The 14,881-nt window shown below is 64.8% G+C and carries 15 protein-coding genes; all 15 read right to left on the bottom strand.

The genetic code is table 11. From position 1 onward, the window contains the following. Positions 1-68: 68 nt before the first annotated feature. On the bottom strand, positions 69-761 hold the full coding sequence (locus ACQP2U_RS43275) for a type IV toxin-antitoxin system AbiEi family antitoxin domain-containing protein (protein WP_433717326.1): 693 nt from the start codon (positions 759-761) through the stop codon (positions 69-71). A 100-nt stretch (positions 762-861) separates the two neighbouring features. Continuing rightward, positions 862-1,662 carry a DUF4913 domain-containing protein gene (locus ACQP2U_RS43270; RefSeq protein ID WP_433717324.1) on the bottom strand — a complete coding sequence of 267 codons (801 nt, stop codon included), beginning with the start codon at positions 1,660-1,662 and terminating at the stop codon, positions 862-864. Next, the gene (locus tag ACQP2U_RS43265; protein WP_433717322.1) at positions 1,659-3,494 is read right to left on the bottom strand and encodes a type IV secretory system conjugative DNA transfer family protein; all 1,836 of its coding nucleotides are present in this window, start codon (positions 3,492-3,494) and stop codon (positions 1,659-1,661) included. Before ACQP2U_RS43265 ends, ACQP2U_RS43270 begins: the two co-directional genes overlap by 4 nt. A gap of 100 nt (positions 3,495-3,594) precedes the next feature. Then, complete coding sequence (locus tag ACQP2U_RS43260) at positions 3,595-4,173, bottom strand: hypothetical protein (RefSeq protein WP_433717320.1); 579 nt, start codon at positions 4,171-4,173, stop codon at positions 3,595-3,597. After that, positions 4,170-5,234, bottom strand: a complete 1,065-nt coding sequence (locus ACQP2U_RS43255; protein ID WP_433717319.1) for a C40 family peptidase — start codon at positions 5,232-5,234, stop codon at positions 4,170-4,172. The genes ACQP2U_RS43260 and ACQP2U_RS43255 overlap by 4 nt, the downstream gene beginning before the upstream one ends. 301 nt (positions 5,235-5,535) lie before the next feature. Continuing rightward, positions 5,536-6,492, bottom strand: a complete 957-nt coding sequence (locus ACQP2U_RS43250; protein WP_433717317.1) for a hypothetical protein — start codon at positions 6,490-6,492, stop codon at positions 5,536-5,538. Positions 6,493-6,841: 349 nt separating this feature from the next. After that, positions 6,842-7,357 (bottom strand): DUF4913 domain-containing protein, encoded by a 516-nt coding sequence (locus tag ACQP2U_RS43245; protein ID WP_433717315.1) that lies wholly within the window; start codon positions 7,355-7,357, stop codon positions 6,842-6,844. Between the two features lie 151 nt (positions 7,358-7,508). After that, positions 7,509-9,188, bottom strand: a complete 1,680-nt coding sequence (locus ACQP2U_RS43240; protein WP_433717313.1) for an ATP/GTP-binding protein — start codon at positions 9,186-9,188, stop codon at positions 7,509-7,511. 7 nt (positions 9,189-9,195) lie between these two features. After that, entirely contained in the window at positions 9,196-10,680 is a 1,485-nt protein-coding gene (locus ACQP2U_RS43235) for an SCO6880 family protein (protein WP_433717311.1), read from the bottom strand. Next, on the bottom strand, positions 10,677-12,218 hold the full coding sequence (locus tag ACQP2U_RS43230) for a hypothetical protein (RefSeq protein ID WP_433717309.1): 1,542 nt from the start codon (positions 12,216-12,218) through the stop codon (positions 10,677-10,679). The genes ACQP2U_RS43235 and ACQP2U_RS43230 overlap by 4 nt, the downstream gene beginning before the upstream one ends. After that, complete coding sequence (locus ACQP2U_RS43225; RefSeq protein WP_433717307.1) at positions 12,206-13,009, bottom strand: hypothetical protein; 804 nt, start codon at positions 13,007-13,009, stop codon at positions 12,206-12,208. The genes ACQP2U_RS43230 and ACQP2U_RS43225 overlap by 13 nt, the downstream gene beginning before the upstream one ends. Continuing rightward, positions 13,006-13,623, bottom strand: a complete 618-nt coding sequence (locus ACQP2U_RS43220) for a hypothetical protein (RefSeq protein ID WP_433717305.1) — start codon at positions 13,621-13,623, stop codon at positions 13,006-13,008. Before ACQP2U_RS43220 ends, ACQP2U_RS43225 begins: the two co-directional genes overlap by 4 nt. A gap of 21 nt (positions 13,624-13,644) precedes the next feature. Continuing rightward, a complete protein-coding gene (locus tag ACQP2U_RS43215) occupies positions 13,645-13,926 on the bottom strand; it encodes a hypothetical protein (protein ID WP_433717303.1) in 282 nt (93 codons plus the stop codon). Next, positions 13,923-14,237, bottom strand: coding sequence for a hypothetical protein (locus ACQP2U_RS43210; protein ID WP_433717301.1), 315 nt, complete (start codon positions 14,235-14,237; stop codon positions 13,923-13,925). Before ACQP2U_RS43210 ends, ACQP2U_RS43215 begins: the two co-directional genes overlap by 4 nt. Positions 14,238-14,246: 9 nt before the next feature. Beyond that, positions 14,247-14,864 carry a DUF6668 family protein gene (locus ACQP2U_RS43205; protein WP_433717299.1) on the bottom strand — a complete coding sequence of 206 codons (618 nt, stop codon included), beginning with the start codon at positions 14,862-14,864 and terminating at the stop codon, positions 14,247-14,249. Between the last annotated feature and the right edge of the window lie 17 nt (positions 14,865-14,881).

Below are 14,881 nucleotides of genomic sequence, written 5' to 3'. Positions count from 1 at the left end.
CCTGTGGTGTGTGGTCAAAAGGCCTGGGCTGGCAAGGATTTCAACACCGATCGGGTGTGCGGGATGGGTCAGTTCGCACTGGGTGTGGGAATGTCGGCGGTCAGTACCGCGCACGCCTCGGGTATTCCTGCTTGCTCGAGGCAGACCTGAAGCAGCTGTTCTCCGCTTGGGCAGCTGTAGAAACGTGCGGCTGGATCCAGCGCCCTCGCCATTGCTGCTGTCGTGGTGGCGCTGCTGCCGAACAGTGCATCGCGAACGATGGTGGCCAAATGTCCGCCGTCGATGCGGGTCGCGGCCAGGTCGGCGACGGTGCGGGCGGGTGTTGTCACTGGCAGGCCCGCGACTGGCTGCCACTCGCGCCGAGATATCTCACCGCTGTGCAGGAGCACTCCGGTGGTGGCGATGGGTTGGTTCGCTGTGACCTCTACGGGGGTGAGATCCAGGTCGCCCAGTCCGTGTATGGCGGCGGCACTGCGGTGAGAGATCACCGCGTCGGGAACCTCGGCCGCGGTCAGACGTGCGGTGGCCGAGCGGGTGGGATCCAGCCGCAGCCACGCTGCCTGCAGCAGATGGTGCGGGCTGTCGGGCACTCCCGCCAATCGGTACACGCCGTCGTCGATGAGGGTGAGCAGGCCAACCCCGCTTGCCTGCTCGAGGAGATCGGCGTCGATATCGACTGCGTGTGCCTGCCCGGTGGTGATCAGCCCCCATTGGGTTTCGGCCACCTCGGCCAGGGACAGGTACTGCTGATGGTTGATCATCGTCGGGCTTCCTCTCCAGGCTTTGTGGGTGTGCATCCGGCGGCGAACCTACAGCTGGCCGATGACATCCCGGGTGCGCGGTTGACCTTGTGTAAATGGTTTACCGTGCGGGGGCGAGTTGTCGCTTGACGACTTCGGGCAGCGGTGTGGTGGCCAGTTCCGGGTGGCCGGTGAAGGTGACATCTGGTCCTGCTTGTGACATCGGGCCGCTGGCGCTGTCGAAGATGACTCGCAGGTGATTGTCGAGGTGGCTGACCCACCAGGTCGACATCGCTGATGGGGATTCGCTGGCGAGGGCGTGCTCCCAGGCGGCATGCAGGGCTTGGAATCGGGCGACGATTTCTGGATAGCCCCACCACCGTGGATCCCATGACAGCCCTGCCCCGGCCTTGGGGTTGATGCGCCGGCGCACCACCTTGACGAACCAGTTTTCCATCCAGGCCCACACGTCGGCGTACTTGGGGGTCAGGTCGGCGAGAGCACCGAGAGGTTCGTAGTGGCGTTTGGTGTCATCGGGAACCGGCAGCAGTTGTAGTGGTGGATGTCCGAAGGTCTTGGAGTCGGGGTCGGGGTGTGACATCGGACCGGTTTCGCCGTCGAGCAGGACTCTCAGATGTGGCTCGAGGTGGCTGATCCACCACGTCGACATCGCCGATGCTGAGGCGGAGGCGGAGGCTTCTTCCCACGCGGCGTGCAGTGCCAGGAGTCGAGCGACGGTCTCGGGGTATCGCCACCAGTACCGGTCCCATGACAGGCCTGATCCGGGTTTGGGATTGATGTGGCGGCGGATGTGGGGGGCGAACCAGCCTTCGACCCACTCCCACACGGTGGCGTATCGCGGGGCCGGCGCGGGCTCGGCCGGTGCAGTGTTGTTGGCGGGCTGTTGCTGTGGTCCGGTCACGGTAATTGTCCTTGCTCTGCGATGGTGATGGTGCCGCCGGTCTCGTCGTCTTGCCTCGTGGTGGCCGCGGATTGGCGCACGACATCGGCGAATGGGCCTGCCTGCCAATAGGTTTTGCGGAGCAGCAGAGGTTTGGAACCCGGGAGGCGGAGTATGGCGCGGTCACTGGTGAGTGCGGCCAGGTCGGAGAGTTTCAGGATTCGTTCGCTCTGCCATGAGCTCGATCGCGAGCGCTGCCCGGTGGCGAAAATGCCGGTGGGGCTGCTGGTTTGATCGTTGCGAACCCAGTGGTCGTCGATGAGCTCGCTGAGGGTGGTGAGGAACTCTTTGTCATCGATGTTGCCGCCGTACCACACCGCTGAACAGGCGTCGAGCATGATCTGAAAGCGCACCTGTCCCCACACGTTGCGGCCCTGGGATGGGGATTGCAGGATCGTGATCGGGATGATGCCGCGAGATCCGAAGTGAGAGTACTGATCCGGAAGTGATTGCAGGCGGCACACGTTCGCGGCTTCGTCGAGGACCGCGACCATCGGGATGTCCAGGCGTCCGGTGCCTGTACGGGCACCGGCGGCTTCGGCGCGGTCGAGGACTTGACCGACCAGCGCGGTGGTCAGCGCTGCCGCAGAGTCGGGTCCTTCGCGGCTGAGCGCGTACAGGGTGTCGGTGCTGGTCGCGAAGGCATCGACATCGAACTCGGGCAGGGAGTGCTGCCAGTTGCCGGGCGCGGTCGCGATGCTGCCGTCGGAGGCGACGCCGATTGTGATGCGCCGGTTGGGCAAGATGGCCTGCGCGTATCTGTGCGCGTCCAACGACTCCAGAAACCGTCTGGCCATGTCGAAGTAGCCGTCGCGCTGGCGTTCGGTGACGTTTTGTTTGGTGGTCAGCATGCGGGCGGTGGCATGCTCACCATGGGCGCGCAGCACCGCTGCGGGGACTCCGGACTGCTCGTTGGCCATCCATTCGACCGCGTGAATGAGGTCTCCCCCGGCCAAGGCGGCGGCAAGCATGTACGCCGCCAGAAGATCTTGAGCTGAGCCGTCGAAATAGGCGTCGACCTTGGCGCCGTCCTCTTTTTCGGCACCGACGAAATACGACGCAGCCTTCTTCGCGGCGGGCAGGTCATGAACTGGGGCAAGCGGATTCCACCAGAACGACGCTGCGCCGTGCTCACCAGTGGTGACGCCCTGCAAGTCGAACAGCCATACGTCGCCGACGGATTCGCGGTGCAGGCGGGTGTGGGAGTACAGGTCGGGTTTGTTGCTGGTGGCGATGCAGGGGCCGGGTGCGGTCAGCACCGCCGGAATCGCCAGAGCCGCGGTTTTGCCCATCCGCGTCCCCGCGATGGCGACGGTGACCCATTCCCATGGCAGATAGACCGGCAGATCGCCACGCACGGTGCGTCCGACCAGGACTCCCCGAAACGCGGAATGATCGGCGGGGATGGCTGGCGCGAGCCGCTCGGTTTCTTTGATCGACCATTCCTCGTCGAACAATTCGAGAGTGCTGGGGTCGGTCATGGTTTTCGCGGCGGCATCGACTGGGCGCGGCCGTCGATCTTTGGTGCGGCGTGCCAACATGAAGGCCGCGGAGGATGCGGCGGCGGTCACCGCGACCAGTTCCGCGACGAGTACCACTGTCGCGGTGGCCGGCCAGGCACGGCGGCCAGCGGCGACTGCGATCAATACCGACGGGTTCCATGATGGGTTGGCACCGCCGCCGAGGCGGAAAGCCAGCAGTATTAACGCGATAATCCCTGCACACAACAGCAGGAAACCGAGGAGGAACAGCTCCCCGCGCAGCGGCGTCGGGCGGGAGGTGCGGGCGGTCACGGCGCTGTCTCCCCGATCGCGGTGAGGCCGGGGGGTCGTCCAATCTCACCGATGCGGGTGAGCTGAACTTCTCGCAGGCTGGCTCGCGGCAGCGTGTTGATCATGGTTGTCCTTCCTTGGGCGCGATCATCGAGATCCGCCAGCGGTCGGTGCTGCCGAGCCGGGACGCGATCATGTAGGCCACGACGACGCGATCGGGTTCGCTCGCCGCAGGGTTGGGGAGGGTGATGTGTTGGGTGATGACGACGACGCGCTGATGGGCCGTGGCTGTGTCAGCGGGATGATCGTCGTGGCCGATATGGGCTGTGGCGGTGACGGTGGCGTGCTGCGCTGCCCAGCGGTCCCAGGTGGCTCCGGTCACCTGCGACAGTCCGGCCGCGGTCGCGCCGACCGACTCGATGTAGGTGGGATCCAGGAGCGCGCGGGCCCGGGTGAAACCGGCTGCCGCCGAAGGGTCTTGGGCGGGCTGCCAGCTGTAGATCTGCGCTGCGGCCGCGACCAGCACAGCGTCAGGATCGCGGTCGTCGACTCTCAGTGGCGGCGCGGCAGGGGCCGAACTGGATGTGCTGGGCACCAAGGGCGTGGACTCATGGTGGCCACATCCGGTGACGACGGCTACGGCCAACGCCGTGGCGATGACGACGATGGCGGATACCCGAATCCGACGATGGATCATCATTGGGCCTCCTTGGTGGTTTTTGAGGCAGTACCGAAGCGCCGGATGTCCTGACGCTCCCCTTCCCACCCGTCGGCCAGTGAGCTGACTTTGACGACTTGTCCTGTTTCGGGTGCGTGCAAAAGTTGCCCGTTACCTGCGTATATGCCGACGTGATGGCTGTCGTCCTTGCCTGGGGCGGTGAAAAATATGATGTCGCCGGGTTCCAGCTGCTCCCCGGGGTCCAGGGGTCGCCCAGCGGGGTCGTCCTGCTGGGACTGGGTGTAGTGCGGCAGCTGGATCGCTCCACCGGATGCTTGGTAGACCGCGTACAACACCAGGCCCGAGCAGTCGAAGCCACCGCCGCTGGGGCCCTCGTAATTGCCGCCGCCCCATACGTAATCGGTGCCGAGCCACGTTTGCGCGGCCGCAAGCACCCGAGCGTTGAAGTCGCCGGGCGGTGCGTCAACGGCAGGCGCGCCGGGCCCGCATGTGGCGTAGTCCGGGGTGTACGCACCGCCGCTTCCCTCGCTTCCCTGGAACGCGCTGTAGATAGCGGCGGCGGTGTCGCGGTGGGCGTCGTAGGCGCCAACGAGATCCGCGCGGGGGTTCTCGACCAACGCGGCGAGGTCGCCCGGGTCGCGGGATTCCCAGCCGTCGATGTCGGCAAGTTTGTTGAAAAACCAGTTCGCTTGATAGCTGGGGTCCATCAACCCGGCCACGCCGACTTCCTTGCCCCACACGCTGACTCGCATCTGCCACGGCCCGACGCTGTCGTAGTCGGATCCGACCGCGTCATGCGGGAAGGAAAGACTTTCCGGCACATTGGAATTGGCGTAATTCTGGAAGCTGGATTCGCGGCTGGCTGCCATCAGCGCGGCCATGATCCCGTTGGAGGCGATGTGTCGTTGTTCGCCGACCTGGACAGCGAGCTTCGCGATCGCCAATTGCTGGGTGTTGAGACCGGCGAGGCTGACGCCATCGGTGTCGGGTAGCCCTTGCCCCAGCACCGGAGCGCACGCTGTGGCTTCGTTGTCGACCAGTATCGTGATGATCAGCATCGGCACCGCGATCGCCGCCGCCACACACGCGATGACGGCGGCGCGGAGCGCGCTGATGCTCACCTAGCCGCCTCGGGCCCACGGTCGGCATGCCACATCGCCTGTACGCTTCCGGCTTCGCCGGTGGCTGGGCACCGACTCGGCCACTGCGGTTCGGTCCGCCCCAGCCCATAGCCCTTTTCGGCGTCGATTATCTGAAGCGTCACAAGCCGACTCGCTGAGTGGAACCTGCGCGGCAGCTCGGTTGGCTTTGCGCCTTCCGGGAGACGGCCGGATTCGATGGCAACTGCGCCAGGATTGGCGATGAGAGGAAGTCGTTGATCGGTCACGGCCCGAGCCCCGGCATGTCGGGGCCGGCGTGGCTTTCGGGCGCGAGGTGGGCGTCGGTGACAGGCGCAGCGTCTGTGCGCAGGTTCCAATTGAGACCAGCCGTTGTGATCACCGGGAGGCTGTCGCTGTCGTGGGCGGCGACAATGGCCGATATCTCAGCGGCTGTTGCTGTCACCGCCGCGGGTTGCGCTGCAAGTGCATCGACGGCTCCCGCAGCTTCCACGCCATCGTCGTACGCCCTGTCTGCCAGGGCGTCGCTGGCGTGCTCGATCAGTGCGTCGGGTCGCGGCAGAAATGGATCGCCGTCCAACAGGGTCGATGCCAACCCATCGGCGTCCTCGGCTATCTCTGGCCGCGCGAAGGCATTCCAGCGGGCTTCGATGTCGTCGTTGGGGACGACGCCGTTGATGTCCAGCCACTGCTTTCGGGCCTGTATCTCTGCGTTCGCAATGGAAGCGTGCTCGGACTCAGTCAACTCGAGCAGCGCCCCGAGGGAATTGACCTTGATCAGAAGCGATTCCATGTTCTGTCGATACTGTTGGGCACCAACCGGATTCGGCTCATCGCTGGCAGCATTCGATCGGACTGTCAGAGTCCGCACGGCATCGACGATCGCCATGACTCCCAACTGCTGCGCGTCGGCGACGACAACACCCACCAGTGCGGTGCGCATCGCTGCGATCAGATCCGGCTGTCGTCGAATATGCCGCCAGTCAGGGCACAGAAAGCCTGCGGTCCGAGCTTGGTCGATGTGACGCCATACGATCCCGGCGTCGATTGCGCGCCGCTCAGCCTCTCGACGGGCGGTGTTGATGCGTGCAGCGTTCTCCTGCCACACTTTCAGCGATTCCGCTGCCGCGCCGTCATTCTCGTATTCGAGAAAACTCTTCCATGCGGCTGTCCCCGTTGCCGCGAGATCGCCGATATCGCGGAGTCGGTCGGGCTCACTCATATCCTTGCCCATCCTCGAAAGTAGCTGCGCTCGTCAATCTTTCATCGAGAGCGGTGATGGAAGCAGGCATGCCCGCGAAGCTCGCTGATGACAAATTCGCCAGGGCGCGACGACAGTAGGTTCTCGCCGTATATATCGGGGCAGAACTGCGAGGTATGCATTTATTGCTACTTCTCATTCGATCTGTCGACCGTCTTTCTTATCGATTTGCCGCTTTCATCGGAGCTGGATACAGCCCGGCCTCCAGCACAGGTCCGTTCGCTCTCTGCGCACGCCGATGAGCTGGGAGTTTTGGGTGTGGCGAGATCCGTCGGCGAATGGTCGGCGACAGAACGGGGAGAGGGGATTATCACAGGTCGGTCCTGTCCGGATCGGTTTCCGCTGGCGGGTCGGTTTCGGGAGGCGGAATGTCACGGTTGAGTGCGGCCAGCAGATCCGGTGGAATCGGGGCCGTAGGCAGTTGGCTTGGCCGGTGCCGCTGCGGGTGCAGGGTTTGACCGCTGTTGTGCCCGCCGGTGGTTGAGCAGCCAGCGAAGGTTCCAAACGGCGACATCAGAACCGCCATGTGGTGATCCGCGTGGTAGGTAAACCACATCGAAAGACTGAAATCCTCTCCTCTCCGGCGCATGAACTCCCACTCTCGCCAGATGCATTCCAGTCGGACCACCGCATCAGGGTGTTTCCACCATTCGGCGCACCAGGCTCGGATGGGCCACACGGCGTCACAGAGGTTGGGGTAGGTCTGCTGGAACGCAGGCAGGTCGGAGGCCTCGATTAGAAGTCGCGGGTAAAGCGGCAATAGAATTATTTCGACAAATTCCCCCAGGTCCTTGCAGTAGTTGGTGGAGGCGGACTCGGTTGTCATCTGGTATTTCCTTCTGCGGATTTTCTGGCGCGACACGGCAGACTGGGTTCACACCGGATCTTCGGAGGCGACAGATCGGCGACAAATTGCCGAAAAGAGCGACAAAAATCGTGAGAAGCTACACCGGCGGCGGCGGGCGGCGGCGGGGCCATTAGGTTGCCTGTTCGATCAAATCTGCGAACCGAATATTGGTGTCGTGCAGTTGCAATTCGGTTTCTGTGCTGGTGAGCAGGGTCTGAATGGGAATCCCCGGGGTGTTGTCTTTGGAGATTTTCACCATGAACCGGCCGATGCCCGGTGGTTTCTGGCGGGCACGGCGGCGAAGCCGCCGAAGTGGCGCGCCCCGAGACCACGAGGTGATCATTTCCTGTTCGGCGGTGCTGAACTGGAGCACATCGGCGAGGCGGCGTAGCTCGCCTGCGGGCAAGCCGCCGGTGACTACCAAACCTGCTCGCTCGATGAATCCTTTGGCGATCTTGACGTCGACCTCGCTCGGCAGGGACTCCAGATCGCGGCCGGTGTGGGTGATCATCAACAGCCCTGTGCCGTCGGTGCGGTTGAGCCTGGTCAGCTCGTCGATTCTGTTGACCATGCCTGCCCCGGCGCCCAACACCTGCCACAGTTCGTCGAGGATGGCGAGGAAGTATTTCTGTTTGGCCAGCCCCGCGGCGGCTGCCAGGTGGGCGGCTTCCATTGAGCCGTATGCGTCACTCCAGCAGGCCAACATGACAGCGGCCTTGAGCTTTTTGTCGCCGCGGCTCAGCGCCGAGACGTCAATGCAGATGGCTGCGGCGTCCAGGTTCAGCGGGGTGGAGGTGTGGGCGGCGAAGATCTCACCGAGGGGACCATCCAGCAACGCTTCCAGCGACCGGCGCAGTGGTTGAGTTGCGGCGGTGTAGTCCTGCGGGCTGTCTGTTGCTGCAACGCGTTGCAGCCGTTCGGATCCGGCGGTGATCTGGTCGGCGAGGTCACGCACGAGCGGTGGGTTCGCGAAGGAGAACCTGCCGCTGTCGCGCAGTTCACGCAGCCCAGCCGACAGTAGCGCGTGCTCGAAATCAGCGACGGTGCCCTGGCGGATGAGTTCGATCAGCGCAGCGCACATGGTGACCTGCCGTGAATGCACCAGTTCCTTGGTTTCCTCGATCAAACCGAGTTGGCCGTTGGCGGTGAGTTCTTCGGTGTGGGCTTCCAGCAGCGGAATCATCGCGCCGAGGGATCCGGCCGCGAGCGGGTTGATGGTGCCTCTGCCGTGTCCGAGTGAAATGACCTGTCCGCCAACGGCTTCAGTGATTGCCACGTATTCGGGCTTGAGATCACCCGCCACGATCGGGACCTGGCCTTGGGCGACCGCGCCGAGGAACATCTTGCGGATCAGGGTCGATTTCCCCAGGCCTGGCAGCGAGAGGACGAATGCGGAGGGATTGGAGATCAGCCCGGCAGCGAACCAGGCGAGGACGTCGACGCACGCGGGTTCTCCGGTGGTGAGGTGTGCACCGACCGGGGTGCCGACCAGCGGTGCGGCGGCACCGACCACCCACGGTGACAGACCGCATGCGTGCATGGTGGTGGCCTGCCACTCCAGTGGTGGCACCACGATGTCCATCGCACCGCCGCCGGGCCCGCGGTATCCGCGTGGGCTCAGGGTGTGGGGGCGCACACCCCAGCGCTGTTTCGGAGGCGTCGAGCGGTTGTCACTCGAATCTTGTTGTGTTCGCCTCCATTTCGCGAGTGCGCGTCCCTTTTTGGACAACAGCGCGGGTTCGGCTGCGACCCCTGTTTCGATGTCGGTGGCCAGCTGCGCCAAAGCATCGTCGGTGAATGTGGTACCCATGGCGTGGCTACGCGTTCGTGACGATCTTGGACATGGTCGAGTGGTCGGGCAACGAGACACCGACACCCAATCCGGCGGCAAACGCGGCGTCTTGTTGACCGTAGGCACGGCGCAACTTCAGCCGGGCGCGCGCCGAGAGGGACTGGGTGATCGCCGCTGCGGTCGCCACGTTGTCGCGGCAGGTCACTGTCACCAGCAGCGAGTACCGCAGCAGACCGGCCCCGCGTACCTGCTCGTTGCGCTGCTGCTCGGTGACCTGCAACCGCAGCTCCGCGGCCGCGCTTTTGACCCCTTGACCTTGTTGCATGTCGACGAGGCTGTCTTTGTATTCCCGATCGACCTTCTTGGTGCTGTCGGCTGCGCTGTAGGGGCGAAAGAACAGGGTCACCCTTTTGCGTTCGAGCGCGTCATGCGGGGCCAGTAGCGGTTTCAGCACTTCGTCGGTGAATACGCTCTCCGGTGGTGCGGCCATCTCCCACACGATCGAGGTGACACCATCGTGGCGGTAGTGATCCCAGCGGGGCACCGCGGCGGCGGGGCCAGCGTCTTCCCAGTCCAATCCGTGGGGTTCGTCGAGGATGTCGAGTTCCTCGAAATCGGCTTCGGCGCTGGGGTTGTAGGAGCGGTGAACGAACTCGACGATCTGGGCTGCCGACATCGGTGTGGCCTCCACCCCGGCGCCGATCAGATCTTCGTAAAGTCCGGGCAGTCTTCGCGCCAGTTCGGCGGCCATCTCCTCGGGGTCTGTGCGGGTGGCGCGGGTGGTCGCCTTGAAGGTGATGCTCAACCGTGCGAGCTGTTGTACCTTGCCGGCGGGGAAGATGCGCGCCGACTCGAGCATCACCTGTGAGGCGATGGGTGAGCGTGAGTGTTGGATCATCCGGTCGACTTCGTGTCCCAGGCGCAGCCCCGTCGTGGGGATGTTCTCCGACACGACCACCGCGGCCGCGATATCGCCTGGCAGACCGAGACCAGCCAGGTATGCGCCCCAGTCCGCGGTTGCCAGGTCCCGTTCGTGGGCGGTGCGGGCCTCGTCGCCACCGGGCCAGCATTCGATGACGACGGTGAACTCATCACCTCGACGTCTGTGCACCATGCCGAACTCGTTGCCGAGCCGGTCGACCGCTTCGTGCAATGTCGTTTGCGTCAGGATTCCGGGAAGTCGATATCGACCGGACGGGATCCGGGAGTGTGGACCGGATCGGTAGACCGTTGTTCCGCGACCTCGCCGGGACCACCATTGCACTCGCACCTGAGCCACCTCGTATAAGCTCCGTCGGCCGAAGGTGATCACCATCGGCGTCAACACCAGAAACGACAGGCCCGCCAAGATGACGGCGGGCATCAGACCTGCGGTCATGAGCACCAGCAGGGCGGCCACCATCGCGGTGGCACCGAACATGCTCGCCCGCAACGACAGACCAAAAAATCCAGTTCTCTGCGGGAATGTGCCGGCGGCGTACAGCGGCCGGTCGGCTGTGGTTTCGCTCATCGAGGCACGTTCCCGTTGCTGATCGCGCCTTCAGCGAATGACGCGGTTCCCGATATTCCGCGGTTGAGGCCGTGGGCGATCACCGCGGCTCCGGCCAGCGCCATGCCTGCTCCGGTCAGCGCTGCACCGGCGGTCTTCGTGGTCCCACGCCCGATCGCCGCCATCCGCCCACCCGACGAGCCGCCGGTGGGAGCGCTCTTGTTGCTCATGCCACCGCGACTGGATGATCCGTTGCCCGAGTACGGTCCGCGGTAGGACGGGTTCTTCGCACCTGATGCGGCGGGCGCGCTCGAATTCGCGCTTCCGCCACCGGACTTCTTGCCTCCGAGCCCGCTGAGGCCGCCTCCGGCGGATTTGCTGGCACCCGCGGCCGCGCCGAGGGCCGCGCCACCGCCGGCGGCCAGGCCCGTCATCTGACTGCCGCCAGCCGAAATCGTCGACACCGCAGGGGCGATCACTCGCAGCAGGGTCGGCAAGGCGAGCCCCGCGATAGCCAGCAGCACCGCACCGACGATCGCATCAGCGGCGGTTTGGTCGGCGGCAGCCCAGAACGCGAACGCATACAGCAAACTTGCAGTGGGTTTGAACAGCAACGCGGCGACGGTGTAGCTGATCATCGTCGACCACGTTTGCCGTCCCGTGCCCGTCACCGACGATGCGGCCGCGATCGGTGACAACCCGACAGCGAGAGCCAGCACGGCTTCACGGATCAGTAACGCAACCAGTTGAGCGACCGAGCCGAGCAAACCGATTCCGGCCAACGCCAACGAAACGACCGGCCCGTAACCGGTTTTCTCGTTGATCCAGGTGATCGCATTGATCTTCGCGTTGACGTCACCGCCTGCTGCTAGCTGGATCACCCAGACCGAGAAACTGTCCCCGGCTTGATGCAGGGTCACGACCAGCGCTGGCAGGGTCCAGATGGCAAAGACGGTGCGTAGCAGCATCTTCGCGGTTTCATCGGCTCCGTCAGCGACCGCGTGGCGGCGTGCGATGGCGATGCGTGTGGCTCCGACCCCGACGCCGAATGCCAATGCGATCAACTGGATTTCCCAGGTGATGTTCTGCACGCCGATCGCGGCCGATGAGTCGGTCAGTGCGGGGATGGGGGTACGCATCCAGAACGTCATCAGCATCGAGAACGCGTTGGTGTTGCCTTCCATCACCGCGCGTGTGAACTTGCCGACCGGGTCCCCCCAGAACAGAGACCCTGCCGAGGACGCCAGGGTGGTGGCGGCGTCTCCCGGGTTCAATGCTGTTGCCGCGCCGATACACAAGCTGGTCGGTGCGCCTCCGGTCACTACATCGATGAACCCATCGACAGCAGCGTTGCCGGTACTGAGTGCGTCTTGGCAGTTGTTGCGGTCGGTCTGAAAGTTGTTGTTGCCGTCGCTGCTGGGTGTGGGCAGGTTCAGCGTGGGGCCGGGACCGGGCACGGGAATATCTGGCCGATCTTGAGCTGAGGCCGTGGCCGCGTTCGCTGTGGCCATGATGGCGAGGGCCGCCATGAGCAGGAGGAGTCGTTTCAGAACGCCCATGTCGTCCACCCCGTCAGAGTTGGATACGTTTGTCCGGAGCCGAGGCTTCGGGGGTCTTCGGGGGTCTGGACCTTCCAGTCGTTGTTGCGCCAGAGCAGGTTCATTCGGACTCCGGCCCACTGCCGCACTGTTTTGCTGCCGGGTTCGCCGGGGATTTGTAGGGCCAACTCCACGGCGGCGAAGGTGTCGTCGTAGCTGAGGATCCGGAACCCGTCTGGGGCGGTGAACAGGCGCCGGTACCGGTCCCCGTCGGGCGGCTGGTGAATCGTCGGGTTGGTCAGGGCGGCGTGATCGTCTGGCTTCAAGATCGCGAGTTTGTTCAGTGCTTCCACGGTGACGGCGGGGTCGGAGGCGTAGGCGCGGGCAATGAAGTTCCAGGCGGCCAGGGCCGCGCCTTGGGGGCTGCGGCGGTAACCGACCAGGGTGGTGCCGTCGAGGCGGGTGGGTCCGTCGCTGGTCGACATCAGGATCGGCATGGTGTAGCTGCGCTGGATCATCACTGATTCCGGTGACGGAACCGCCTGTCCGGCAACATATTCGGTGCGGGCGGCAGGCTCGCGCTGGACAAGCACCTGTCCGGCGGGGTTGTTCGGGATCGCGACTTTGCGGCCGAGTCTGTCGCTGGTCGGGTCGGCGAACCCTGATCCGGTCGGAGGGCTCGGGGTGGTCGACCCCGCGTTCGGTGATGGGGCCACCGCGGTGGTGTCGTCGTCGTGGGCCACGATGATCGCGGCTGCGGCCCCAGCCAGTACCGCCGCGACAGCGATCATGATCAGCAGTGCCCGGCTCATTTGTCCTCCAGGCGGGTGTAGCCGTCGAGGTTGTCGAGTTCGATGGCGTCGATTCCTTCGGCGACGGTGGGTAGCACGATGCGCCAGTCCCCTATCCATTGCAGAGCTACTGGGTAGGCGAAAGTGCGTGGTGGAGAGCCGATTTGCTCGACGACACGCACACCGGCGATCGGTGGGTCCGGCTGGTAGGTGATGACTTTGAACCCGACGAACCGTGGTGCCTGCCCGGCAGGGACCGACCCGGAGACCGAGAGCACGGCCCGGTTGGCGGCGAACTCGTCGCGTCCGGGCCCGGGTGCGGTCAGGGTGGCCACGACGGTTCCCCATTCGTTGTCGCCGGCCAGGATCAAGGCGGCTTGGCCTCGAATCGCGGCCAGCACTGCACCTTGCGGGGTCTGGGTGTAGCCGTTGGCGATCTGTCCGAACTGTGTGGGACCGTCGACCGCGGAGCGGGGCAGGCGCACTCCGCGGTAGTTCTCCCATGTCAGCGCTGCGGGTGCTGCGGTGAGATCGACCGGTTTCGGTTCGACACGCTGATCGCCGCCGCTGCCGCATCCAGCGGCCAGAGCCATGCTCAGTAGCGCGGCCGCGGTTGGCCGAACGATTGCGTGCATTGTGGTGTCCCCCTTTTCAGTTCAGGATTGCGACAACAGGGATTGAGCGATGGCCATGGAAGAGCCGAGCAGGGCGACGCCGAGGAGGATCCGCAGGAGCGTGGCTTCTTCGAGCAGGTTCGTGGAGGATGCTGAGCGGCGCTGCCAGGCGAGTGCGCCGATGGTGGCGATGAACGTGCCGATGGAGAACACAATGCCGAACCACAGAAACCAGCTGAAGGCCTTGTAGTACAACGGGTCCCACACCTGACTGGGGAGCGGTTTGTGCTCGGTCGGTGGGCCCTGCATCAGGAAGTCGATCATTGGATCGGTGCCAGGTACACCGCGTTGATGATCGTTCCGGCCGCGGCGATGAGTGCGGCTCCGATCATGGCCCCGACGAGCTTGCCTTGTGCGTCACCGCCGCCGCCTTGCATCCGCTGCCACCCGAGCATCGCGGCTGCGACGATGAACCCTGCGACGGTGGCGATCACGGCTCCCCAGATCACCCACGACAGGATCAGGGTTACTTTGGGTGCCCCTGGTGGCGGAGCAGGTTCGGGAGTGCCGATGTCTTGTGCGGCCAGGATCTGGGTGGTCGTGGCGTAGTAGATGGTGGTCAGTGCGCTCTGCATGGGTGCCTCTTATCTGGATGTTGCGTTGCGGGCGGCTTGGAAGATGTCTGTGCCGATCTCGGCGAGCTGTGGGTGGACGGTGTCGGGATCGGGTCGGGAGAACCGTTTGTGTTCGGGCGGCTGATCGCGGGGACACCATTGCGGCATCTGCTCGAGGGGTAGTTGGCGGTAGATGCCCAGGTACGGGATCCGCCAGGACTGGGGTGCGAGTTCTTCGACCAGGTCTCGTTGCCGACGCAGGGTGTTGGGGAGCGCGCCGGGGGCGTCGGCGATAGTGACAAGCCCGAGCAGTTTGCAGCCGCCGGTCAATCTGGCTGCGGCTTGGCGCAGTAGTACGTGCGCGGCTGCGAGCCCGGTGCGGTGAGTGCGCGCGACGATCACGACGTGCGGATAGCGGTCGGCGGCGGGCCATCCACGCTGTGAGTCCGCTGCCGGTGCCCAGGTCTGGGTTAGGGTGCTGGCTCCAGCACCGCCGTGGGCCCCCAGCACCCAGAACGCGGGCGCTGGCGTCGTGGTTGTGAGGGGCTCATGCCAGATCGGTGCCTGCTCGGACACCGAGGGCACGTTCAGCCCGGCGGGAACCTCGGGGGTTGTTCCGCCTTCGCCGTGTGCAATCGGCGCCGCCATGGCAGGTGTCCTTTCTG

Origin of the sequence: Nocardia sp. CA-084685 (assembly GCF_050955785.1) — a bacterium.
GTDB lineage: Bacteria > Actinomycetota > Actinomycetes > Mycobacteriales > Mycobacteriaceae > Nocardia.
This window is presented reverse-complemented; position numbering and strand designations above follow the sequence as displayed.

What these genes read in the sequence shown, in the direction of transcription:
- ACQP2U_RS43275 (WP_433717326.1), bottom strand. Translation starts at nt 761, where the DNA reads ATGATCAACCATCAGCAGTACCTGTCCCTGGCCGAGGTGGCCGAAACC.
- ACQP2U_RS43260 (WP_433717320.1), bottom strand. Translation starts at nt 4,173, where the DNA reads ATGATGATCCATCGTCGGATTCGGGTATCCGCCATCGTCGTCATCGCC.
- ACQP2U_RS43250 (WP_433717317.1), bottom strand. Translation starts at nt 6,492, where the DNA reads ATGAGTGAGCCCGACCGACTCCGCGATATCGGCGATCTCGCGGCAACG.
- ACQP2U_RS43245 (WP_433717315.1), bottom strand. Translation starts at nt 7,357, where the DNA reads ATGACAACCGAGTCCGCCTCCACCAACTACTGCAAGGACCTGGGGGAA.
- ACQP2U_RS43240 (WP_433717313.1), bottom strand. Translation starts at nt 9,188, where the DNA reads ATGGGTACCACATTCACCGACGATGCTTTGGCGCAGCTGGCCACCGAC.
- ACQP2U_RS43235 (WP_433717311.1), bottom strand. Translation starts at nt 10,680, where the DNA reads ATGAGCGAAACCACAGCCGACCGGCCGCTGTACGCCGCCGGCACATTC.
- ACQP2U_RS43230 (WP_433717309.1), bottom strand. Translation starts at nt 12,218, where the DNA reads ATGGGCGTTCTGAAACGACTCCTCCTGCTCATGGCGGCCCTCGCCATC.
- ACQP2U_RS43225 (WP_433717307.1), bottom strand. Translation starts at nt 13,009, where the DNA reads ATGAGCCGGGCACTGCTGATCATGATCGCTGTCGCGGCGGTACTGGCT.
- ACQP2U_RS43220 (WP_433717305.1), bottom strand. Translation starts at nt 13,623, where the DNA reads ATGCACGCAATCGTTCGGCCAACCGCGGCCGCGCTACTGAGCATGGCT.
- ACQP2U_RS43215 (WP_433717303.1), bottom strand. Translation starts at nt 13,926, where the DNA reads ATGATCGACTTCCTGATGCAGGGCCCACCGACCGAGCACAAACCGCTC.
- ACQP2U_RS43210 (WP_433717301.1), bottom strand. Translation starts at nt 14,237, where the DNA reads ATGCAGAGCGCACTGACCACCATCTACTACGCCACGACCACCCAGATC.
- ACQP2U_RS43205 (WP_433717299.1), bottom strand. Translation starts at nt 14,864, where the DNA reads ATGGCGGCGCCGATTGCACACGGCGAAGGCGGAACAACCCCCGAGGTT.